Source organism: Sphingomonas sp. CCH10-B3 (assembly GCF_001556185.1).
Taxonomy (GTDB): Bacteria; Pseudomonadota; Alphaproteobacteria; order Sphingomonadales; family Sphingomonadaceae; genus Sphingomonas; species Sphingomonas aquatica.
In genome coordinates this window covers 17388-39600 of sequence record NZ_LSIJ01000028.1, presented here as the reverse complement: position 1 = coordinate 39600, position 22213 = coordinate 17388, and the positions used below count along the sequence as shown (strand labels likewise).

General features: G+C 67.9%; 22 protein-coding genes. 14 read left to right on the top strand and 8 right to left on the bottom strand.

The features are described from left to right. The first annotated feature begins 58 nt into the window (after positions 1–58). Positions 59–682 (top strand): DNA-3-methyladenine glycosylase family protein, encoded by a 624-nt coding sequence (locus tag AX672_RS06320; RefSeq protein ID WP_066650006.1) that lies wholly within the window; start codon positions 59–61, stop codon positions 680–682. A 138-nt stretch (positions 683–820) separates the two neighbouring features. On the opposite strand, the gene AX672_RS06315 is transcribed toward AX672_RS06320, so the two are convergent. After that, positions 821–1228, bottom strand: a complete 408-nt coding sequence (locus AX672_RS06315) for a DUF2147 domain-containing protein (RefSeq protein ID WP_066650005.1) — start codon at positions 1226–1228, stop codon at positions 821–823. Between the two features lie 47 nt (positions 1229–1275). Here AX672_RS06315 and mtnP point away from each other — a divergent pair, with 47 nt between their 5' ends. Both mtnP and AX672_RS06305 read left to right on the top strand, forming a co-directional pair. Beyond that, complete coding sequence (mtnP, locus tag AX672_RS06310) at positions 1276–2154, top strand: S-methyl-5'-thioadenosine phosphorylase (RefSeq protein ID WP_066650004.1); 879 nt, start codon at positions 1276–1278, stop codon at positions 2152–2154. Positions 2155–2216: 62 nt separating this feature from the next. Further along, positions 2217–3566 (top strand): Nramp family divalent metal transporter, encoded by a 1350-nt coding sequence (locus tag AX672_RS06305; protein ID WP_066650001.1) that lies wholly within the window; start codon positions 2217–2219, stop codon positions 3564–3566. 163 nt (positions 3567–3729) lie between these two features. Here AX672_RS06305 and AX672_RS06300 read toward each other — a convergent pair whose 3' ends face one another. Continuing rightward, on the bottom strand, positions 3730–5145 hold the full coding sequence (locus AX672_RS06300; RefSeq protein ID WP_066649999.1) for a glycosyltransferase family 2 protein: 1416 nt from the start codon (positions 5143–5145) through the stop codon (positions 3730–3732). 136 nt (positions 5146–5281) lie between these two features. Between AX672_RS06300 and AX672_RS06295 the strand changes: the two genes are divergently transcribed. The 4 genes from AX672_RS06295 (at position 5282) to AX672_RS06280 (ending at position 8684) form a co-directional block, all read left to right on the top strand. Then, positions 5282–5854 (top strand): cytochrome b, encoded by a 573-nt coding sequence (locus tag AX672_RS06295; protein ID WP_066649998.1) that lies wholly within the window; start codon positions 5282–5284, stop codon positions 5852–5854. A gap of 20 nt (positions 5855–5874) precedes the next feature. Next, the gene (locus AX672_RS06290; protein WP_372587568.1) at positions 5875–7026 is read left to right on the top strand and encodes an NAD(P)/FAD-dependent oxidoreductase; all 1152 of its coding nucleotides are present in this window, start codon (positions 5875–5877) and stop codon (positions 7024–7026) included. A 65-nt stretch (positions 7027–7091) separates the two neighbouring features. Continuing rightward, positions 7092–7748: an extensin family protein gene (locus AX672_RS06285; protein WP_231731174.1), complete on the top strand. Its 657-nt coding sequence runs from the start codon at positions 7092–7094 to the stop codon at positions 7746–7748. 39 nt (positions 7749–7787) lie between these two features. Continuing rightward, positions 7788–8684, top strand: a complete 897-nt coding sequence (locus AX672_RS06280) for an LOG family protein (protein WP_066649995.1) — start codon at positions 7788–7790, stop codon at positions 8682–8684. A gap of 21 nt (positions 8685–8705) precedes the next feature. Here AX672_RS06280 and AX672_RS06275 read toward each other — a convergent pair whose 3' ends face one another. Continuing rightward, a complete protein-coding gene (locus tag AX672_RS06275) occupies positions 8706–9344 on the bottom strand; it encodes a c-type cytochrome (RefSeq protein ID WP_066649994.1) in 639 nt (212 codons plus the stop codon). A 108-nt stretch (positions 9345–9452) separates the two neighbouring features. Between AX672_RS06275 and AX672_RS06270 the strand changes: the two genes are divergently transcribed. Then, on the top strand, positions 9453–10262 hold the full coding sequence (locus AX672_RS06270) for a prephenate dehydratase domain-containing protein (protein WP_066650106.1): 810 nt from the start codon (positions 9453–9455) through the stop codon (positions 10260–10262). Here the strand turns inward: AX672_RS06270 and nudC are convergent. The 3 genes from nudC to mutY are packed head-to-tail and all read right to left on the bottom strand — an operon-like array spanning position 10259 to position 13513. After that, complete coding sequence (gene nudC, locus AX672_RS06265) at positions 10259–11128, bottom strand: NAD(+) diphosphatase (RefSeq protein WP_066649991.1); 870 nt, start codon at positions 11126–11128, stop codon at positions 10259–10261. The two genes, AX672_RS06270 and nudC, sit on opposite strands and share 4 nt — an antisense overlap. Before the next feature lie 7 nt (positions 11129–11135). Beyond that, positions 11136–12461 carry a serine hydrolase domain-containing protein gene (locus AX672_RS06260; RefSeq protein WP_082730408.1) on the bottom strand — a complete coding sequence of 442 codons (1326 nt, stop codon included), beginning with the start codon at positions 12459–12461 and terminating at the stop codon, positions 11136–11138. Next, complete coding sequence (gene mutY / locus AX672_RS06255; protein WP_066649985.1) at positions 12461–13513, bottom strand: A/G-specific adenine glycosylase; 1053 nt, start codon at positions 13511–13513, stop codon at positions 12461–12463. Before mutY ends, AX672_RS06260 begins: the two co-directional genes overlap by 1 nt. A 14-nt stretch (positions 13514–13527) precedes the next feature. On the opposite strand from mutY, the gene AX672_RS06250 reads away from it, so the two are divergent. Genes AX672_RS06250 through smc form a run of 4 tightly spaced genes read left to right on the top strand, consistent with a single transcriptional unit; the run spans position 13528 to position 18960 of the window. After that, positions 13528–14088 (top strand): DUF721 domain-containing protein, encoded by a 561-nt coding sequence (locus AX672_RS06250; RefSeq protein WP_066649982.1) that lies wholly within the window; start codon positions 13528–13530, stop codon positions 14086–14088. Continuing rightward, a complete protein-coding gene (locus AX672_RS06245) occupies positions 14088–14783 on the top strand; it encodes a thioredoxin domain-containing protein (protein WP_202189258.1) in 696 nt (231 codons plus the stop codon). Before AX672_RS06250 ends, AX672_RS06245 begins: the two co-directional genes overlap by 1 nt. 23 nt (positions 14784–14806) lie before the next feature. Continuing rightward, positions 14807–15544 carry a DsbA family protein gene (locus AX672_RS06240; protein ID WP_066650101.1) on the top strand — a complete coding sequence of 246 codons (738 nt, stop codon included), beginning with the start codon at positions 14807–14809 and terminating at the stop codon, positions 15542–15544. Between the two features lie 14 nt (positions 15545–15558). Next, positions 15559–18960: a chromosome segregation protein SMC gene (gene smc / locus AX672_RS06235; RefSeq protein ID WP_066649977.1), complete on the top strand. Its 3402-nt coding sequence runs from the start codon at positions 15559–15561 to the stop codon at positions 18958–18960. A 139-nt stretch (positions 18961–19099) separates the two neighbouring features. On the opposite strand, the gene AX672_RS06230 is transcribed toward smc, so the two are convergent. Continuing rightward, entirely contained in the window at positions 19100–19870 is a 771-nt protein-coding gene (locus AX672_RS06230; RefSeq protein WP_202189257.1) for an SDR family NAD(P)-dependent oxidoreductase, read from the bottom strand. After that, on the bottom strand, positions 19867–20781 hold the full coding sequence (locus AX672_RS06225) for a VOC family protein (protein ID WP_168727365.1): 915 nt from the start codon (positions 20779–20781) through the stop codon (positions 19867–19869). The genes AX672_RS06230 and AX672_RS06225 overlap by 4 nt, the downstream gene beginning before the upstream one ends. Positions 20782–20915: 134 nt before the next feature. Here AX672_RS06225 and AX672_RS06220 point away from each other — a divergent pair, with 134 nt between their 5' ends. Together AX672_RS06220 and AX672_RS06215 are read left to right on the top strand one after the other, a co-directional pair. After that, on the top strand, positions 20916–21722 hold the full coding sequence (locus tag AX672_RS06220) for an ArsR/SmtB family transcription factor (RefSeq protein ID WP_066649968.1): 807 nt from the start codon (positions 20916–20918) through the stop codon (positions 21720–21722). An 11-nt stretch (positions 21723–21733) separates the two neighbouring features. Beyond that, the gene (locus AX672_RS06215; RefSeq protein WP_202189255.1) at positions 21734–22138 is read left to right on the top strand and encodes a nuclear transport factor 2 family protein; all 405 of its coding nucleotides are present in this window, start codon (positions 21734–21736) and stop codon (positions 22136–22138) included. The last annotated feature ends 75 nt before the right edge of the window (positions 22139–22213 follow it).

The following is a 22213-nucleotide window of genomic DNA, read 5'->3' as shown; positions in this document are numbered from 1 at the left end:
CAGGCGGTGTCGGACCCGCCTTGCCGTGCGGGCGCGGCGATTTCAAGGGACACAGTCGATGGGCCTTTCCGCCGAGCAACTGAAGCACTGCCTCGACGCCGTCGCTGCGATCGAACCGGCAATGGCGGCAGCAATCGAGCGTGCTGGCTATCCGCCGCCGCGCATCCGCGATCGCGGTTACGGCACGTTGCTGCGCACGATCGTCGGTCAGCAGGTCAGCGTCGCCGCCGCGCAATCGATCTGGAAGAAGCTGGAAGACGGCCTCGGCAATCTCGACGACCCGGCGACACTGGCGGCGGTGAGCATCGAGGATATGCGCCCGTTCGGCCTGTCGCGGCAAAAGGCGAGCTATGCGCACAGCCTTGCCGAAGCGGTGGCGAGTGGTGCGCTCGACCTCGACAATCTCTCCGCCGACGACGAGGAAGCGATTGCGGCGCTCTCGAGCGTCAAGGGCATCGGCCGCTGGTCGGCGGAAATCTATCTGCTGTTCGCCGAGGGCCGCGCCGACATCTGGCCGGCGGGCGACCTGGCGGTGCAAATCGAGATCGGGCGCATCTTGGGGCTGGAGGCGCGCCCGACCGAGAAGGCGACGCGTGCGCTTGCCGAACCCTGGCGCCCGCACCGGGGCGCGGCGGCGATCATGGCGTGGCACCATTACAAGGTCGACATGGCGGTGGTTTGAGCGGGCGTCGGGGCATGTTTTTTTCCCCGCGCTTGTTTTAATCGCAGTCGAGAAACAGGCCAGAAGCCGCGCGCAAGCTGTGTCGACTTCGCTCGACACGAACGGGACGGGTTAGATCCCGGCGAGCGGCATCCCGCCCTACCGCGCCGGTTTCCAGGTCTGCGTCTGGCAGAAAAAGGCAATGCAGCCCTGCACTTGCAGGCTGCCGTCGGGCAGCCGTTTCAGGATCGAGCGATATTCCTTGCCGCCTTCCGGATCATAGATGCGCCCGCGCCAGTCGCGGCCGGCATCGGTAAAATTGGTCAGGATCGGCAGGCCGACGATCGGCCGGTTGCGCAGCGCCGGGTTGGGGTTGCGCTCGTCGACGCCGCGCCCGCCCGGATTGGGCTTCAGCACCTTGGCGATGTGACCGCACACGCCCTTGCCGCACGGCGCGATCGCGACAATTGCCTTGCCCTCCTTCGTCAGCCATTGCCCTGTGATCGGCTCGGCGGCATGAGCGGCGGCAGGCAGCGTCAGCAGCGCAAGGGCAGCAATCAACCGCATCGGCAATGTCCTTATCTGGCGGGTCGGTCTTCTTTCGGAGTAACAGCATGAACGACGCGTGGACAATCGGCATCATCGGCGGATCAGGCCTTTATGCGATCGAAGGTCTCGAACAGGCCGAATGGCGCACCGTCGAGACGCCGTGGGGCGCGCCGTCGGACCAGCTGCTGTTCGGTCGCGTCGGCCATGTCAACATCGTGTTCCTGCCCCGCCACGGCCGCGGGCACGTTATTCCGCCGAGCGAACTCAACGCGCGCGCCAATATCGACGCGCTGAAGCGCAGCGGCTGCACCGACATTCTCGCGATTTCCTCGATCGGTTCGTTGCAGGAAGAGCTCGAGCCCGGCCGGTTCGTGGTGGTCGAACAATTCATCGACCGCACCGTCGGCCGCGCGTCGAGCTTTTTCGGCACCGGCATGGTCGCGCACGTCTCGATGGCTGAGCCCGTCTGCCCGCGCCTGTCCGCCTTTGCCGCCGAAGCCATCACGAGCGCAGGCGGCAAGATGAGCAAGGGCGCGACCTATGTCGCAATGGAAGGCCCGCAATTCTCCAGCCGCGCCGAAAGCCTGCTTTACCGCCAATGGGGCGCCGATGTGATCGGCATGACGGCAATGCCCGAGGCCAAGCTCGCGCGCGAAGCCGAGCTGCCCTACGCCCTGATCGGCATGGTCACCGATTACGACTGCTGGCGCGAGAGCGAAGCCCATGTCGAAGTCAGCGAAGTGATCGCGCAGATGCATGCCAATGGCGATCTCGCGCGGCGCACGGTCGCCGCGTTGCTGGCCGCACTGCCGCCTGCGCGCACGCCCTCGCCGATCGACACCGTGCTCGACGCCGCCCTTATCACCGATCCGGCCAAGCGCGATCCGGCGATGCTCGCGAAGCTCGACGCGGTGATGGCGCGCCTCCGCCACCGGCCCGGATAATTTCGGAACGATGCCGGACACGGGGGTTTGTATCGAGATGCTTTTGCCCCACATAGAATGACATGGCGCCGCCTCCGCCCTTTGCGCATGAAACCGTCGGCGTGAGCGCCGAGCTGGTGCCGCCGCGTCCTTCGCTCAGCGAGAGCTACCGCAGCGTCGCCGTTCCGCCCTCAACCATCAGCTTCTGGCGGCGGTTGTTCGCCTTTTCAGGTCCGGGCTATCTGGTGGCGGTCGGCTATATGGACCCCGGCAACTGGGCGACCGACATCGCCGGCGGATCGGCGTTCGGTTACCGGCTGCTCGCCGTAATTCTGCTCGCCAATCTGATGGCGATGCTGCTGCAGGCGCTCGCCGCGCGGCTCGGCATCGCCAGCGGCATGGACCTCGCCCAGGCGTGCCGCGCGCGCTACCCACGGCCGGTCAACCTGACGCTGTGGGTGCTGTGCGAGCTGGCGATCATCGCCTGCGATCTTGCCGAAGTGCTCGGCACCGCGATTGCGCTGAAGCTGCTGTTCGGGCTGCCGCTCGTCGCGGGCGTGATCCTGACCGGGTTCGACGTGCTGCTGATCCTGACGCTCCAGAGCTGGGGCTTCCGGCTGCTCGAGGCGTTCATCGTCACGCTGCTGGTGGTGATTGCGGGTTGCTTCGCCTATGAACTCGCCATCGCCCAACCCGATGTCGCGGCGATTGCCGCCGGGCTGGCCCCGCATCCCGAGATCGTCACCAATCCGGCGATGCTCTACATCGCGATCGGCATTCTCGGCGCGACGGTGATGCCGCACAACCTCTATCTCCATTCGTCGATCGTCCAGACCCGCGCCTTCGCGCGCGACGCGGCAGGCAAGCGCGAGGCGGTCAAGCTCGCGGTGCTCGATTCGACGATCGCGCTGGGGCTCGCGCTGTTCATCAATGCGGCGATCCTGATCCTGGCGGCGGCGACCTTCCATCAGGCCGGGCGCACCGACGTCGCCGATATCGACCAGGCTTACCGGCTGCTCAGCCCGATGCTCGGTGCGGGCGCGGCGAGCGTCGTCTTTGCGGTGGCGTTGCTGGCGTCGGGGCAGAATTCGACCATTACCGGCACGCTTGCCGGGCAGATCGTCGCCGAAGGGTTCCTCGACCTGAAGCTGCCGGTCTGGTTGCGGCGGCTGGCGACGCGGCTGCTCGCGATCGTGCCGGCGGTGGTCGTCGTCGGCTGGCTGGGGGACAGCGGCGCGACCAGCCTGCTGGTGCTGAGTCAGGTCATCCTGAGCCTGCAACTGCCGTTCGCGATCGTGCCCCTCGTCGCCTTCACCAGCGACCGCGCAGTGATGGGCGACTTCGCCAACCCGCGCTGGCTTCAGGCCGCGGCCTGGGGTGTGGCAGCGATAGTGATCGGGCTCAACGCGACGCTGCTGATTGGGTTTTTGTAGCTCCAGTGCTAAGCGGCGTGCGATCACCCATGATCCGTTCGTGCTGAGCCTGTCGAAGCAAAGTCCTTCTTCTGCCCCGCCAGTGAAAAAGAAAGAACGGCCCTTCGACAGGCTCAGGGCAAACGGATGAAGGGATGGCCGGAACCGAGGCGCGCGCTGCGTGCTACTCCGCCGCCACTGCCTCGATCGCGGTGCGCTTCTGCCGCCCCCAGGTCTCGCGCCCGGTCAGGAATGCGTGCCAGCCCCACAGCGCGCCCGCATGGCGCAGCAGCTGGAAACTGAACGGCTCGAGCGCGGCCGCGAGCAGCGCGCCGCGCACCGACAGCCCGCGTTCCTGCCCGGTCCAGCGCGCATAGAGCCGCAGCGACCAGATCAGGAAGCTCAAGTCGAACAGGATCTTGCCGATCATGATGATCAGGATCGGCAGCGCGATCACGAACTGCCCGGTCGCCAGCAGCGCGATCAGGATGAGGAAGGCAGCGACGCCCGCGACCGGTTGCAGCGTATCGAGCGTCTTGACCGGCATGTGCGCGGTGCCGAGCATCCCGAAATGCCGGTTCCCGATCATGTCGCGGTTCCAGTAATGCGTCTGGAGGAACCCGCCGAACCAGCGCCGCCGCTGCCGCAGAAAACCGATGACCGAGGCGGGCGCATCTGTGCGGGCGTGCGCCGCGCCGACCACGCGCACGCGCCAGTCGAGCCCATGGTCGGCGGCATGCCGGTGGAGCCGATGGATCAGCTCATAATCCTCGACCAGACAGGCGGGATCGAAGCCGCCGACATCGACGAGTGCTTCGCGCCGGAACGCCGCAAACGCGCCAGACACCAGCAACAGGCTGTGCGCCTGCATCCAGGCATAGCGGCCCAGGAAGTTGCGGACATATTCGTAGCTCTGGAACCACTGGAACAGCCGCCCGGCGGGTGAAGGCCCACAGATCGGCGTCAGCACGCCGGTGGCGGCGACCAGCTCGGGCTCTGCCGCGAACGCCGCACGCATCGCCGCCAGCGCGCCGGGATCGAGCAGGGTATCGGCATCGACGGTCAGCACGATCTCGGTATCGGCCTCGACAATCGCGGCGTTGAGCGCGCGCGCCTTGCCGTCATGCGGCACGCGCAGCCAGCGCAAGCTCGGCAGCACCGGCGACGGTGCGCTGATCGTGCCGAGCGGCGGCGGCTCAAGCTCGAACTCGCGCGCCATCATCTCGGGCGTCGCATCAGTCGAGCCGTCATCGGCGATCAGGATCAGCTCGGGCGGGTCGTCGGCTCCCGCCAGTTCGCCGATGGTGACCGCCAGCACGCCAGCTTCGTTATGCGCGGCGACGATCACCCCCAGCGTCGGCCGCACTTCCGGCATGGGCAAGGGCTCGGTTGGCCGCATCAGCGTCCAGGCGTGGCGCGCAGTGAACAGCAACAGTGCGGTATCGTACCCGATGTAAGCGATTCCGACCGACCAGCCCGCCAGATTGTTGCGAAACAGCACCTGCGCGGTCAGCAGCACCAGCACGACCAGCGCGCCACCGCCGATGGCATAGCTCTGCCACGGCGCGCGGCGCGGCGAAAGGCGCGGCGATTCAACCATTAGCGATCGGGAGAGGCGGGCAATCGCTGGCAAGGGACTTCCCGCAAAATGGGGGTGAATGTTCGGCGAGCCAAAGGTAAGGATTGCCTGCCGCAATCGCCAGTGGTGCGTCGCGGCAGGACGTGGAGCGACCCGAATGATTGACCGCCGTTACACCAGCCTTGCCATCACCTTCCACTGGCTCGTCGCGATCGGCATCATCCTCAATCTGGCGCTGACATGGATCTGGCCAGTCGTCGCCGACGAACAGGTCCGGCCGCTGATCAACTTGCACAAGTCGGTCGGCATCACCGTACTGGGGCTGGCCATCATGCGGTTGCTGTGGCGGTTTGCGCATCGGCCACCTGCCCTGCCGACCGGATACAAGGCCTGGGAAGTGCGGCTGTCGCATTGGACGCATATCGCGCTCTATGTGCTGATCTTCGCGATGCCGCTGACTGGCTGGATCATGGATTCGGCGTGGAAGGGTGCTGCCGAGAACCCGATGTACCTTTTCGGGCTGTTCGAATGGCCGCGCATCGGCTTCATCATGGCGCTGGATCCGGCCACCAAGCTCGCCGTGCACGATGGCTTTGGCGAGGCACATGATGTCATCGGCAAGCTCGTCTATGTGCTGGCCGGCCTGCACATTCTGGGCGCGCTCAAGCACCAGTTCCTCGACGGTCAGCGCGAGCTGCAGCGAATGTGGTATTGGGGCAAACCCGAATAGCCACGCGGCCGCCTTATGACGTGATTGTCCTCGGCGCGGGTGCGGCGGGCATGATGGCCGCGCGCGTTGCCCGTCAGCGCGGGCGCCGGGTGCTGCTGATCGACCACAACCAAGAGCCGGGCCGCAAGATCCTGATTTCGGGCGGCGGGCGGTGCAACTTCACCAATCTGGGTGCGGCGCCCGACCGGCTTATTTCGGCCAATCCGCATTTCGCCAAATCGGCACTGGGGCGGTACAGCCCGCAGGATTTCATCGCGCTGGTCGATGCGCATGGGATTGCTTGGCACGAAAAGACTCTCGGGCAGCTATTCTGCGACGGATCGGCGAAGCAGATCGTCGCGATGCTGGTCGATGAATGCGCAGGCGTCGATTTCGCCTTTGGCAGCGCGATCCGCGATGTGGCGCATGCCGATGGCCGCTTCACGGTGGTGCACGGCACGCGGACCGATACCGCCCCAGCACTGGTGATTGCGACCGGCGGTCCGGCGATCCCGAAGCTCGGCGCGACGGGCTTTGCCTATGATCTCGCGCGCAAATTCGGGTTGAAAGTGGTCGAGCCGCGCCCGGCGCTCGTGCCCTTGACGCTGGGCGGCGCCGAGGCGCTGTTTTCGGCGCTTTCGGGCGTCGCGACCGACGTCGTCGCGCGCGCCGGCAAGGCAGCGTTCCGCGAGGCGGCGCTGTTTACCCACCGCGGCCTGTCCGGCCCCGCCATCCTGCAAGCCTCGAGCTATTGGCGCCACGGCGAGGCCGTCGCGATCGATTTCGTCCCCGACGCCGCGCCCGACTGGCTCACTGCCGCCAAGCGCGCGCACCCGCGTGGGAGCCTGAAAGCTGCGCTTGCCGACTCCCTCCCCGCCCGTCTGGCCGAGGCACTGGCAGAGCGGCTGGGGCTGGCGGGCGAGCTCGGCGGGCTTACCGACCGCGTGCTCGCTGACGCCGCGCGGCGGCTGAAGGACTGGCGCTTTCAGCCGAGCGGCACCGAAGGCTTTGCGAAGGCCGAAGTGACGGTCGGCGGCATTTCGACCGACGGCTTGTCGTCACAAACGATGATGGCGCGCAAGGTGCCGGGACTCTATGCGATCGGCGAAGCAGTCGATGTGACGGGGTGGCTCGGCGGCTATAACTTCCAATGGGCTTGGGCGAGCGGCGCAGCGGCGGGCGCGGCGGTCTGATCCTGCGCTCGTCCGCGAGCCAGTGCGTTGCATCGGGGCCAATTCCATCGCTATCCTCGCTTGCGATGCGCCGTGCCGCGATCCTGCTGATGCTTGCCCTGGCCGGATGCGGCGGCAGCGATCGTGCGCCGCCCGCGCGCCCTGCCGCCTCGCGCCCCGCCGCCGCCAGCCTGCCGACCAGCCGCGAAACGCAGGCCTGTCTTGCCGATCTGGCGCGCGCTGACGTCCGTTACAACGCGCTGCCCGACCGCGACTATGGCGGCGGCTGTTCGCTCGTCGGCGCGGTGCAACTGGTCGACATCGGCGTGCCGGTGACAGGCATCAAGGGCATGCGCTGCGGCTTGGCACGCCGCTTCACCGGTTGGGCACGGTTTGCGCTCGCGCCCGCCGCGCGCCAGATCCTCGGCAGCGATCTGGTGCGGATCGAAACCTTCGGCAGCTATGCCTGCCGCAACACCGTCGGCACGGCCACCGCCTATACCCGGCTGTCGGGCCATGCAGTCGGCAATGCGATCGACGTCAGCGGCTTCGTGCTTGCCGACGGGCGACGCATCACCGTGGAAAAGGGCTGGCGGTCGAGCGAACCCGATGTGCGCCGCTTCTTCGAGGTTATCCATGCCTCTGCCTGCAAACGGTTCGGCACCGTGCTGAGCCCCGATTACAACACCGCGCATTACAACCACCTCCATCTGGAAGATGACCGCGCTGGTTTTTGCCGCTGATCCGTTTCTAATCGGCCGCAAAACCGTTAGGGCAGCGTGATGAGCGACCCCAAAGTTCCGCCGCGCGTTTTTGCACGCGCCAGCGAGGATGCCGAAACCGCCCGCGGCATCGTCCAGACCCCGCAGACCGAAGACCCCGCCTATCGGCTGGCGTTTCAGGACATGGACTTCCTGCTCCGCGAAGATTTGCGGCCGGTGCGGTTTCAACTCGAGCTGCTCAAGCCCGAACTGCTGCTCGCCGAGGCCGGCATCGGCTCGACCTTCGTCTTCTATGGGTCAGCGCGCATTCCCGAGCCCGCCAAGGCGCAAGCGATGCTGGACGTGGCCCAGGGCGAAGCGGCGCGAAAAATCGCCGAAAGCCTCGTCGCTAAGTCGCGTTATTATGACGAAGCGCGCCGGCTCGCCCAGATCGTGAGCCAGGTGCCGCCCGACGCCAACGGCATGCGGCAGTTCGTCGTCTGCTCGGGCGGCGGGCCGTCGATCATGGAAGCCGCCAATCGCGGTGCGTGCGATGTCGGCGCCGAATCGATCGGGCTCAACATCGTGCTGCCGCACGAGCAGGCGCCCAATCCCTATGTCACGCCGCGGCTCAGCCTTCAGTTCCACTATTTCGCGCTCAGGAAGATGCATTTCCTGCTGCACGCGCGCGCGCTCGCGGCCTTCCCCGGCGGCTATGGCACCTTCGACGAACTGTTCGAGCTGCTGACGCTGATCCAGACCGGCAAGATCGACCCGATCCCGGTGATGCTGTTCGGCCGCGATTTCTGGAACCGCGTCGTCAATTTCGAAGCGCTGTGCGAGGAAGGCGTGATTTCGCCGCGCGACCTGCAGATCTTCCGCTTCGTCGAAACCGCGGAAGAGGCGTGGGATTATGTCAAGGAATTCTACCGCGACCGGCCCGACCCGATGGTGCGCGACCCGATGGGCGAGGACTGACGCCCTCGCCCAGCGAATTGCTTATTTGGCGGGTGCGGCGGCATTGCCTTCGGCGGCGGGCGCCGCCGCATTGCCCTCGCCAGCGGGCGCGGCGCTGTTGCCCTCGGCGGGGGCAGCCGCCGGCGCCGCTTCAGGCGTCGGCAGCGCCAGGTTCGAGCCCTGCGTGTTGAGGTAAAGGATCACGTTTGCGCGGTCCTGCGGATTGGCAAGGCCAGCAAAGCTCATCTTAGTGCCGGACGCATAGGACTTCGGGTTGGTGAGCCACTTGTTGAGCTCGTCGAAGGTCCAGGTGCCGCCCTTGCCCTTCAGCACGTCCGAATAAGCGAAGCCGGCATGGGCAGCGATGCCCTTGCCAACAATGCCCCACAGGTTCGGACCGATGCCATTGGCGCCGCCATTGGCAATGCTGTGGCACGAGGTGCACTTCTTGAAGACTTCGGCGCCCTTCGCAGCGTCGGCCGTCGCGAGCAGGTTGGCGATCGGCACTTCGGGCGCAGCCGCGGCGCCTTCGGCAGCCGCTTCGACGACGCCCTCGATCGGATAGCCCATCTTTTCGGGCCGCTCGGCGTGGTAAATCTTCCCGGCGACCAGCGTCAGGCCCAGCCCGACGAAGATCGCCGCCAGAACCCAACCCACGATGATGTTCGTCCGAAAGCTCATGTGCCGACATGCCCCAGAAAGTGAATTGCGCTCCCTTTAGGTTCGCCGACCGGCATGCGCAAGCAGCGCTTGCCGCATCTGCGAAGGGCGGATAAGCGCCGCCCGCAGATGGAACGCTTCCCCGCCCCCGCCCGCCCGATCGTCGCCGCGATGACCGCGGCCGCCGCTGCCGATCCTGCCCACGCGGTCGCCTTTCAGGGCGCGCCGGGCGCCAATTCGCACATCGCCGCCCTTCAGGCAGTGCCGGACGGCCTGCCGCTGCCCTGTTTCGATTTCGACGACGCGATCGAGGCCGTGCAATCGGGCAGTGCCGAGCTGGCGATCATCCCGATCGAAAATTCGCTGCACGGCCGCGTTGCCGATATTCATTTCCTGCTGCCCGAATCGGGGCTGACGATCATCGGCGAATTCTTCCTGCCGATTCGCTACGCGATGATGGGGCTGGGCACGCGCGGTGACGTGCGCGAGGCGGTCAGCCATCCACAGGCACTGGGCCAGTGCCGCCAGTGGCTGCGGGTCGCGGCGCTCGCGCCCGCCATCGCTGCCGATACCTATGGGCTGAAGCTGCTGGTCGAGGATATCGCCGACGAAGCGCACAACATGACTCGCTTCGTGCTGCTCGCGCAGCAGGCAATCCCGCTCGACGGCGACGGGCCGTTCGTGACGACGCTGATCTTTGCGCTGCCGAATGCGCCCGCCGCGCTCTACAAGGCGCTGGGCGGCTTCGCGACGGCGGGCGTCAACATGACCAAGCTCGAGAGCTATCAGCGCGGCGCAAGCTTTACTGCGACCGAATTTTACGCCGATTTCATCGGCCGCCCCGGCGACCCGGCGGTCGACCGCGCGCTCAGCGAACTCGGCTTCCATGCCGAATGGGTCCGGCTGCTCGGCACCTATCCGATGGCGCGCGAGCGCTAGCCGCGCGACCACTCGGTCAGCAGCGTGTGCGCGATCGCATAGGGGGGTGCGGCCAGGAACGGCCCCTCACCGCCCGCCATGACGGTGCGCACCTCTTCGCGCGACACCCACATCGCATCCTCGAGCTCGTTCGGATCGACCGTCAGCGCATCGTCTTCGGCGACCGCGACACAGGCCATCATCAGCGACGACGGGAACGGCCAGGGCTGGCTGGCAACGTAGCGGACGCCCGACACACGCACGCCCGCTTCCTCGAAGATCTCGCGCGCGACGGCTTCCTCGATCGATTCGCCCGGCTCGACGAACCCGGCGAGCGCCGAATAACGCCCCGGCGGCCAGCCCTTGCCGCGGCCCAGCAAGGCTCGGCCATCATGTTCGGCAATCATGATCACCACCGGGTCGACGCGCGGGAAATGTTCGGCGCCGCAATTGCCGCATTTGCGCGCCCAGCCCGCCCGGATCATCGCGGTCGGCGTACCGCAATTGGCGCAAAAGCCGTGCCGGCTGTGCCAGTCGAGCACACTGCGCGCGGCGGCATAGGTTGCGGCTTCGCCGGGTGCGAACCGATCGAGCATCGCAAACAGCCGCATCGGCCGCCCGGACGGCGCACGCATGCCGGGCACATAAGCCGCGAAGTACGGCCGCTTGCCCTCGTCGAGCCCCAGCAGCAGCAGTTCGGCATCGTCGGGCGCATCAGCGAGCGACGTCCACGCCAGCTTGCCTTCGCCCGTCAGTTCGGGCTCGAAGTTCTCAAGCTTCAGCAGCCGCGCGCGCCAGTCACCGCGCAGTGCCGCCAGCGCCTCGGCGTCGTGGCGCAGATGATCGGCACGGTCGAGCTGCCCGCCCGTAAAGCCCGGCACCAGCATCGGCGTATCAGTGCGCCAGATCGGCGTAGAGCGCCTTGGTGAAATCGGTGCGCAGCGGCCAGCGATCGCCGGGGATATAGTTGACCATCACCGTCGCGCGCAGCTTGTGCTTGGGATCGACCCAAGCGATCGTGCCGGCCGCGCCGCCCCAGCCATAGGTGCCCTTGCCGGGGCCGCCGGGAATATCGACCAAATACACCGACCCGCCCGCACCAAAGCCCTGCGACGGCCCCGGCGCGCCACCGGTATTGGCGACGGCGCCCGGGTAGGTAACCCCCGCCGGCAGCAGGTTCGACATCGCCAGCGCGACGGTCTCCGGCTTCAGGATGCGCACGCCGTCGAGCGTGCCGCCATTCTGCAGCATGTGCAGGAAGCGGTCGTAATCATTCGCCGACATCACCAGCCCCGCCCCGCCATAGGGGAAGCTCGGCGGCTGCAGGAACACTGACGTCGCGCCGGGATCGAGCGGCAGCGGGTTTTCGCCAAAGAAAGCATAGCCGGTCGCCAGCCGCGCCGCGTCCACCGCGGGCACGGTGAAGTACGTCGACTTCATGCTGAGCGGGGTGAAGATGCGCTTCTGCAGGAAAGCCTCGAACGGCATCCCGCTCGCCTTCTCGATCACCGCGCCGAGCACGTCGAGGCCGATCGAATAGCTCCATTTGGTGCCGGGTTCGGCAATCAGCGGCAACGTCGCGACCTTTTCGGCAAAGGCCTGAAGCGTGGCAGGGCGAACCTTGCGCATAGCTTGCTCGATCTGCGCGGTCTGAGTGAACGGCGTGATGCCGGCTTCCTCATAGGCCTTGAGCAGCGGCCCCTTGGTGATGATCGTGTAGCCGAGACCCGCCGTGTGCGTCATCAGGTGGCGCACGGTGATCTGGCTTTTGGCGGGCACCGCGGTCAGGTCCTTGGTGCCGTCGACCAGCACGGTCATGTTCTTGTAAGCGGGAATGAACTTGCTGACCGGGTCGTCGAGCTTGAGCTTGCCTTCCTCGATCAGCATCATCGCCGCCATCGCCGTGATCGGCTTGGTCATCGAATAGACGCGCCAAAGCGAGTCACCGTCGGCCTTGGGCGCGCCCGCGTCGAACGCGAGATTGCCCGCGGCATGGACGTTGACCGTATCGCCGATGCCGACGACGGCGACGACGCCGGGTGCCTTGCGCGTCGCCGGATAGCTATCGAGCAGCGCGTTGGACGTCGTCAACGCGACGGGCGCGGGCGGCAAGGGCGCTGCCTGACGCTGAGCCTGATTTGCAAAAGCGACGCCTGCCAGCGCGGTTGCCGAACCGAGCGCCACCAGCGCCGCCACCGTCATCGCCCTAAGTTTCGCCATCACTCTCTCCTCAATCGCGCTGCCTTGGCGAACACCGTGGGCAGGCCCGCCGACTCAAGATCGTCGATCGGCCACCATTCGCCTTGCACGGCGCCTGATTGCCCGTCGTGGCGCGCAACCGCAAGCACGAGTTCGAGGCGGAAATGAGTGAAGACATGAGTGGCCGTGCCCGCGGCCATCATCCAGTCCGCGTGGGGCGTTGGGGCGCCGGCTAGGCCCGGCGGCGCATCGGCCCATGGCCCGGTCGGCAACGCGCGCATGCCGCCGAGCAGCCCCTTGGGCGGACGCCGAACGAGCAGCACCGCGCCGTCGCGTTCAATCCAGAACGCCGTGCCATAGCGTTGCGGCCGCGCCTTCTTGGCGGCCTTGACCGGATAGGCCTGCGGATTTCCCTCGCCGCGTGCCGCGCACATCGCCGCCAGCGGACACAGCGCGCAGGCGGGATTGCGCGGGCTGCACAGCGTGGCCCCCAAATCCATCATCGCCTGTGCGAAATCGCCGGGGCGATCGTGCGGCGTGATGCGATCGGTCAGCGCACGGATCGTCGGCTTGGCCCCCGGCAGCGGATCGGAAAGCGCGAACAGCCGCGCGACGACGCGCTCGACATTGCCGTCGACGACGACGGCGCGCTGGCCAAAGGCAATCGCCGCAACCGCTGCCGCCGTATAGTCGCCCACCCCCGGCAATTGCCGAAGTGCGGTTTCGTCGGCAGGGAAGGCGCCGTCGTGCCGGTCGACCACAGCCCGGGCGCATGCGAGCAGATTGCGCGCGCGGGCGTAATAGCCGAGCCCCGCCCATGCCGCCATCAGATCGGCATCCTCTGCGCCCGCCAGCGCCGCGACATCGGGCCAGCGCGCAACGAAATCGGCAAAGCGCGGGCGCACCGTTGCGACCGTCGTCTGCTGCAACATCACTTCGGACAGCCAGACGCGGTACGGATCGGCGGTTTCACCCGGCTTCGCGCGCCACGGCAGGTCGCGGGCATGCGCATCATACCAGCCGAGCAGCGCGGGCGCGATCGCGGCGGGGTCATGATCAAGCTTGGCGTCCACCGCGCGGCTATGGCATGGACGATGCCGTGAGCAACACCCTGCGCCCTCCCCAAGCCCCCAAAGCGCCCAAAGCCGATGAAGCGCCGCGTGGCGGCCCGGCGCGGTCGCTGAGCGATCTGCTGCCAGCGGTGGGCGGCGTTGCCTTCAAGAAATTCGGCTTCGTGCAGAGTTCGATCGTGAGCCGCTGGCCCGAAATCGTCGGCACGCGCTTTGCCGCCGTATCGGTCCCCGAATCGATTCGCTTTCCCCGCGGCAGTCGGCAGGACGGGACGCTGCATCTCGTCGTGCGCGGCGCCCACGGCGTGATGATGCAGCATGTCGCGCCCGAGATCATCGAGCGCGTGAACCGCTTCTTCGGCTATCCCGCCGTCGCACGCGTGGTGATGCGTCAGGGCGATGTCGCCCCGCCGCGCCCGCGTGCGGCGCAGCCGTCGCTTAAACCCGTGCCGGTCGAACTCGGCGACAGCTTGCGCGCGATCGCCGACCCCGAACTGAAAGCAGTGCTGGCGGCGCTGGCAGCGGGCGTTGCTGCGACCAAAGGCCCGCCGGTGATCGATGGCGAGGACGCGGCATGATGCACAGGCTGCTCGCCCTCGCCCTCATCGGCTTTGCGGTTGCCGCCCCCGCGGCGCCCGGCAAGCCGCAGCGCAAAACCACACCTGCTGACTGGAGCAAGGTCGCCGCGCTCACGCCCGCGGGCAGCGTCCGCATCGGCAATCCGGCCGCAAAAGTGAAGATCGTCGAATATCTGAGCTTCACTTGCCCGCATTGTGCCGCCTTCGCCCGCGAATCGGCCGCGACGCTCAAGGGCCAGATGGTGAAGTCGGGCAAGGCCAGCCTCGAATTTCGCCCGCTGACGTCGAACCAGCTCGACCTGACCGCCGCCATCATCGCGCGCTGCACGGGGCCGGCGCGCTATGCAGCGACTGTCGAGGCGATCTTTGCCCATCAGGACGAATGGAGCCCGCTCGGCGTCAATTTCGTCAACCGCGAGCTGCGCCGCTTCGCCGCCGAAAAGCCGCTCGAGCAGATCAGGATCATGGCGCAGTCGATCGGACTCAACGACATCGCCAAGGCACAGGGGTTGAGCGACGCGCAGATTAAGGCGTGCTTCGCCGATCCGCAGATCGTGAACCCGGTGCTGAAAATCGGCGCGGCGGGCGCCAAGATCATCGAATATACACCGACTTTCTATGTCGGCGGGCGCGATGCCAAAGTCTATGACTGGGCATCGCTCGAACCGATCCTCCGCGCGCAAGGCGCGCAATGACTTTTGTGCAGGAGTTTAGCCCGATGAAATTGACTGCCCCGATCGCCCTGTTGCCCGTCGCTCTGCTTGCCGCCTGCGGTGGCGCGGGCAGCGAAAACGGCTCGGCTCCGGTCGCAAGCGCCCCGGTCGCAGGCAAGCCGGCGCCGGCTGGCAAGGCGTGGGTCGACGTCGTGACGGCGACGCCCGAGGGCGGCTATCGCATGGGCAATCCCGATGCGCCGCTGAAGCTGCTCGAATTCGGCTCGCGTGCTTGCCCCTATTGCGCGAAGTTCTCGGCAGAGGGCATGGGCCCGCTCAAATCGACCTATATCGCCAGCGGCAAGGTCTCCTACGAATTCCGCGACTATCCGATCCATGGCGCGCTCGACGTGGCGCCGATACTGCTCGGCCACTGCCTGTCGGCGGATGCCTTTTTCCCGATGCTCGACCAGATGATGGCGAACCAGCCAACGCTGCTTGCCAAGGCCGAACAGGTCATTCCGCAGGCAACGGCACTTGGCGAACCCACCAAGGTCGCCACTGCCTTTGCCGAGGAGCTGGGCTATCTCGATTTCGTCAAGCAGCGCGGCGTGCCTGAAGATCAGGCGCGCAAATGCCTGACCGACAAGGCGAAGATCGCAACGCTCGCCGCCAACGCGGACAAGGCCAACCAGCAATATAATGTCCGCGGTACGCCAACCTTCATCCTCAACGGCAAGGTGCTGGAAGACACCGGCGACTGGGCCAAGCTCGAACCCGCGCTGAAAGCGGCGGGCGCCTGAAGGATCGCTGACGGGTGCAGATCAAGCGGCTGCGGCTGACCGGTTTCAAGAGTTTCGTCGATCCCGCCGATCTGCGCATCGAACCCGGGCTGACCGGCATCGTCGGCCCCAATGGCTGCGGCAAGTCCAACCTGCTCGAGGCGCTGCGCTGGACGATGGGCGAAGCGAGCGCCAAATCGCTGCGCGGGGCCGGGATGGAAGACGTGATCTTCGCCGGCACCGCGACGCGGCCGCAGCGCGACTTTGCCGAAGTGTCGATGCTGATCGACGGCCAAGACAATCAGGAAACCGAGATCGTCCGCCGGATCGAGCGCGGCGCGGGCTCCGCCTATCGCATCAACGGGCGCGACGTGCGCGCGAAGGACGTCGCACTGCTATTCGCCGATGCCGCGACCGGCGCGCATTCGCCAGCACTCGTCAGCCAGGGGCGGATCGGCGCGGTGATCAACGCCCGCCCCGCCGAGCGCCGCGCGATGCTCGAGGAAGCCGCCGGGATCGCCGGGCTCCACGTCCGCCGCAAGGACGCCGAACAGCGGCTGCGCGCGACCGAGGCCAATCTGGCGAAACTCGACGAGGTGATTGCCGATCAGGAAGCGCGGGTGGCGGCCCTGCGCCGCCAAGCCAAGCAGGCCGAGCGCTATCGCGCGCTGTCCGACCAGATTCGCACGGCCGAGGCCCGGATGATCTTCGCGCGCTGGCGCGATGCGGCCGCGGCGGCCGATGCAGCGAAGGCGGAGGCGAGTGCTGCTGAAGCGCGGGTTGCAGAGGCCGCCGAAGCCCAGCGCGCCGCCGCCGCGCACCAGCATGCCGCGACCGAGGCGCTCGCCACCGCGCGCGCGACGGCGCTTGCCGCACGCGACCGGGCGAGCGAGGCGGGGCATGCGCTCGCGGGGCTGAAGGCCGAGCGCGAGACCGCCGTGCGCCGCATCGCCGAGCTTGCCGACACACAGGCGCGCCTCGTCGCCGACCGCGAGCGTGAGGGGGCGCTCGCCGAGGATGCCGCCGCCGCCACCGCCCGACTGGCCGAGGAGGCCAAGGCGATCGAGGCTCGGCTCGCGACCGCGACGGCGCAACTGCCCGCGCTCGAAGCCGCCGTTGCCGAGGTCGAGCGCCGCGCGCGCGATGCCGAGGTGGCACTGGCGCAGGCGCTTGCCGAGCAGGCGACCGAAGCCGCCGATGCGCGGGTGGCGCAGGCCGCGCTTGCCGCGGCGCGGGCGCGGCTCGATCGGGCGCAGCGCGATGCCGCCCGCGTCGCCGCCGAAGCCCGCGCGCTCGCCGACCCGGCACCGCTGATCGCCCAGCGCGACGCTGCAGCGGCCGATCGCGCGCAGTCCTTGGCGCATGCCGAGCAGGCGCGCGCCAGCCTCGCCCGCGCCGACGGCACCGAACGCGCCGCGCGCGAATCACGCGACGCAGCGCAATCCGCCCGCGCTACGGCGCACGCCGAACTTGCCGCGATCGACAGCGAAAGCGCGGCGCTCGCCAAGGCGACGCGGGCGAGCGGCAAGGACCGCGTGCTCGATGCGCTCCAGCCCGATCCGGGCTTCGAACGCGCGCTCGCCGCCGCGCTTGGCGACGATCTGGAGGCAGGCCTCGACCCGGCGGGCGAGCGGCATTGGGCGGGCGCGCAGCCGCTTCCGGGTGATCCCGGCACCCCGCAGGGCGCCACGCCGCTCGCCGCCCAGGTCAAGGCGCCCGCCGCCCTGGCTCGCCGCCTCGCCCAGGTGTTCGTCGCCGAGAGCGACGACGGCCAGCCACTCGCGGTCGGCCAGCGGCTGGTGACGCCCATGGGCACGCTGCGCCGCTGGGACGGCTTCGTCGCGCGCTCGGGCGGGGCGGCGGCAGCCGAACGCCTCGAACGGATGAACCGGCTGCGCGCGCTCGAAAAGGCGCGGGCGCCTGCCGTCCGGGCGGTGGAAACTGCCGAAGCCGAACTTGCCCGGATCGACGAGACGATCGCCGAGGCCAAACGCGCCGCCGCCGACGCGCGCCGCTTGCTCGACGCCGCCGAAACCCGCGCGCGCGACGCCGCCCGCGCCGAAGACCGCGCCGCCGCCGCGATCGAGCGCGTCGAGGCGCAGCGCGCTGACCTCGCGGAACGCCAGCGCCGCACCCAAGCCGAAGCCGATGAAGCACAGGCCGACGTCGCCCGCGCCGACGCCGCGATCGCCGCGCTTCCCGACGGCAGCGCCACCCGCACCCGCGTCGCCACCCTCAGCCGCGAAGCCGAAGCCGCGCGCGCCGCCACCGCCGACGCCCGTGCGCGCCGCGCCGCGCTCGACCGCGAACTCGCCGCCGACCGCGACCGGCTCGCGCAGGGGCAGGCCGAAGCGAAGAGCTGGCGCGCCCGCTCGGGCGATGCTGTCCGCCGCATCGCCGACATGGCCAAGCGCGCCGAAACGCTCGCCGAAGAAGCCGCGATCCTCGCCGTCCGCCCCGACATCCTCGACCGCCGCATCGCCGAAGTCGACGCCGAGCACGCCGCCGCGCGCGTCGACGCCGACACCGCGCAAGCCGCCGAACGCGCAGGCGAAGCCGCCTTGCGCACCGCCGAGCAGGTCGCCGCGCAAGCCGCCGAACGGCTTGCCGAGGCGCGCGAGCACCGCGCCGGCGCCGCCGCGCGCGCGGAGGCACAGGAAGCGCGCCGGGTCGAACTCGGCCGCGTCTCGGGCGAGCGCTTCGAATGCCCGCCCGTCCTGCTTCCCGAGCGCGTCGGCTTCCGCCCCGACGAAGTGCGCGGGCCATCCGACGAATCCGCGCGCCACGAGCGGCTGACGCTGGAGCGCGAGCGGCTGGGCGGGGTCAACCTCGTCGCCGACACCGAACTCGCCGAAATCGATGCCGCGCGCATCAAGAACGCCGAGGAGCGCGAGGAGCTGGGGCAGGCGGTCAACCGGCTGCGCGGCTCGATCGGCACGCTCAACCGCGAGGGGCGCCAGCGTCTGCTCGCCGCGTTCGAGGCCGTCGACGCGCATTTCCGGCGGCTGTTCACGACGCTGTTCAACGGCGGGCAGGCGCATCTCGCGCTCGTTGATTCGGACGATCCGCTCGAAGCCGGGCTCGAGATCATGGCCCAGCCGCCGGGCAAGAAGCTGCAATCGCTCACCCTACTGTCGGGCGGCGAGCAGGCGTTGACGGCGGTGGCGCTGATCTTTGGCCTGTTCCTCACCAACCCCGCGCCGATCTGCGTGCTCGACGAAGTCGACGCGCCGCTCGACGATGCCAATATCGAGCGTTTCTGCGACCTGCTCGACGCGATGACCCGCGAGACCGCGACCCGCTATCTGATCGTCACCCATAATGCAGTGACGATGAGCCGGATGCACCGCCTGTTCGGCGTGACGATGATCGAACAGGGGGTGAGCAGGCTGGTATCGGTCGATCTGGGCGGCGCGACGAGCTTGCTGGCGGCCTAACGCCCTTCTCCGTCACCACCGCCCGTCTTCCCCGCGCAGGCGGGGATCCATAATCGCCGGACGCAGTGACCAGCCGCGATGTTAGCCGCTATGGATTCCCGCCTGCGCGGGAATGACGAAGGACCAGCATCCGCAACTGCTAACGCGCCTTCACCCCGCCATCGACCGACAGGATCGCGCCCGTGACGAACGACGATTCCGGCCCCGCCAGAAACGCAATCGCGGCCGCAATCTCCTCCGGCGCGGCATAGCGGCCGAGCGGGCAATCGGCTTCGAAGCGCGCGCGGATCATCCGCGCTTCGGCGTCGCTGCGCCCGACTTCGAGCCCGCGCATCATGTCGGTGTCGGTCGGCGACGGGCACACCGCATTCACCCGGATGCCGTCTGCAGCGAGCCCCATCGCGGCCATCTTGGTGAGGCCGATCACGGCGTGCTTGCTCATCGTATAGCCGCTGATCGTCGGCGGGCCGCCCAGCCCGGCGGTCGACGAGATGTTGACCACACGACCTTTTCGCTTGCGCAGTTCGGGAATGCACGCGCGGATGCCGAGCCAGCTGCCGCGTGCGTTGACCGCCATCACCCGGTCGAAATCCTCGATCGGATAGCGCTCGATCGGCGCGAACGGCCCCGAAATGCCGGCATTGTTGACCAGAATGTCGATGCCGCCGAACCGCGCAACTGCCGCAGCGACTGCCGCGTCCCAGCCCTCGGGCGTGCTGACATCGCCTTCGACGACTTCGAGGCCGCGCCCCGCCTCGGCCACGGCGGCCGCCAGCGCGCTCACATCGCTGCCCGCCAGATCGAGCGCGACGATGTCGGCGCCGTCGCGCGCGAGCCGCGTCGCGGTCGCGAGGCCAATGCCCTTGGCCGCGCCCGAAATCAGCGCGACTTGTCCTGCAAGTGGTGTCACCATGTCATCTCCGGTCGAAAATGGGGCGGGGGCAGCGTCGAACGCAGCGCGCTGAGGCGCGGCATCAGCCAGGGATCGTCGAGTGCGGCGAGCGCCCGCGGCGAATGGGGCACGTCGTCGAAACACACGAAGCCGATCGCATTGCCATCGGGATCGCGCCCCTGCGCATAGAGCGCGCCGTCCTCCTCGCGCCGCACCGGCGACAGATCGGCGACTCCGGCGGCGGCGAGCGCCTCGGTCCCCTGCCCCAGCCCGGTCACCTCGAACACCAGCGCGGTATAGCCCGGTGCGTCGGGCGCCAGGGCGTCGCGCGGCAACGTCGGTGGCGAGGCATATTGCCAGAATTCGAGCATGATGTTGCCGCACGGCACCCAGCCGACGCGCATCGCCGGATTGTCATAGCCGGTGATGATGCCGTTCTCGGCACGCGGCGGGACGCTGAACCCGCCGGTAAAGGCCCGCCCCGTCAGCGCGGTGTAGAAGCCGCTCAGCCGCCGCAGATCGGGCGTGGCAAAGGCGACATGCGCGACCCAGGCGCCCCTGATCGCTTCGGGCACGAACGTCGCGCTTTCGATCTCGATGAAGGGGCCGGACGGCAGCGCGCCATAGGCATAGTGCGTGCCATTGCCGAGCGTCGTCAGCGGCGCGGTAAAGCGGATGTCCGACGCGGCAAGATCGTCAAACATCGGCCACGGATCGCGCGCTTGCAGGCAGAAATGAGTGATGCCCTGCTCATGCGGCTTGAGCGCCGCGCCGCTATCGTCCGCACCCTCAGCCACCACAAGCTGCACATTCGCCGCCCGCCAGCACATGCCGCCCGCATCCGGCACCGCCGCGAGCCACCGCGCGATCGGCGCGATCTCGCCCGCATGCCGAACCCGCACTCCAATCTGGCTGACGCCCCGGATCATCCTCACCTCGCTTTATTTGCAGACGAAGGTGCGCCGGGGCGGCGGGGGATGCAATGGGCGATAATGCTCCAAGCAAGTCAGCACGCGTCGATACGAGCCTTGACGCAACCGGTATCATGTGACCATATGGTCACATGTATGCAGTGGCCGATTCAACCCTCGCGCGGCCCGATCTCTGGCAGGCGCTAAGCGACCCCACCCGTCGCCATCTGGTCGATGTTTTGAGCAAAGGCCCAAAGACGACATCTGCCCTGTGCGAGGGCCTGCCGATGACCCGTTTCGGGGTGATGAAGCATATCGCGATCCTTGAGCAGGCCGGGCTTATCACGGCGCGGCGTCACGGCAAGTTTCGGCTCAACCATCTCAACCGCGCGCCGCTAGCGGCACTCTATCAGCGCTGGATGCCGCCGCGCGCGCATGGCCTTGCGATGGCGCTCACCACCGTCCAGCAACTTTCGGAGGGGACCGACATGACGACTCCAGACCAAATTCAGGCACAGATCGTCGAAGTCGCTATGGACTGGACGGTATCTGCATCGTTGCAGACCGTATGGCAGGTGCTGACCGGCCAGGTGGGCGAATGGTGGCCGCTAGAACATCGGGCGGGGCCGGCGGGCGCGACGATGATGCTCGACGCGGTGCTCGGCGGATCGCTGGCTGAAAGGGCAGACAGTGGCGCGGGTATTGAGTGGTACCGCGTCGTGGCTGTCGAACCGGGCAAATCAATCGATCTCGCCGGCCAGCTCGCCAGCCGGTACGGCGGGCCCGCGACCTCGCTCCTCCACATCGGGCTCGACATTGGCGGGACAGAGGGGACGGTTGTGATCCGTCTGACCGACTCGGTATTCGGTCGGATCGGCCCCAATCTGAGCGCGTCGCTGACGGCGGGCTGGGAAGCGATCATCGGCCAAGGGCTTGTTGCGCGTCTTCGGGCAGCATGATGCGCGCGGCTGTGTTGGTGCTGATCGCGGCAGCGCCCGTTCCCGCTACGCCTTCCGCAAATGCTGAAGCCAGCTTCCACGCCCAGCGGGACACTTGGAATCACGGCAGGCTTGAGGAGGCGCTCGCCTATTATCTCGACGATCCTGCGATGACTTGGGTCAACCGTTCGGGCATCGAATTCGGCCTCAAGGAATTCGCTGACGCGATGCGGGCAGATTTTTCGAATCATCCTGACCAGATGGGGACTTTTTCGGGGGAGGTTCTGCACAAGCGCGATCTGTCGGATCATGCTGCGCTGCTGGTTGTGCGCTGGTCGATCTCCCGGGATGGAAAGCGGTTGATGGGCGGCATCTCCACGCAGCTTTGGGAACGACGCAACGACCACTGGCGCGTGGTGTTCGAACACGCGAGCTGACGCCCGTCGTCGCATAGGGGTCGGCGTTTCGTTTTGCGGCCCCTCGCACCAAACCCCAACCCATGCTACCCGCCC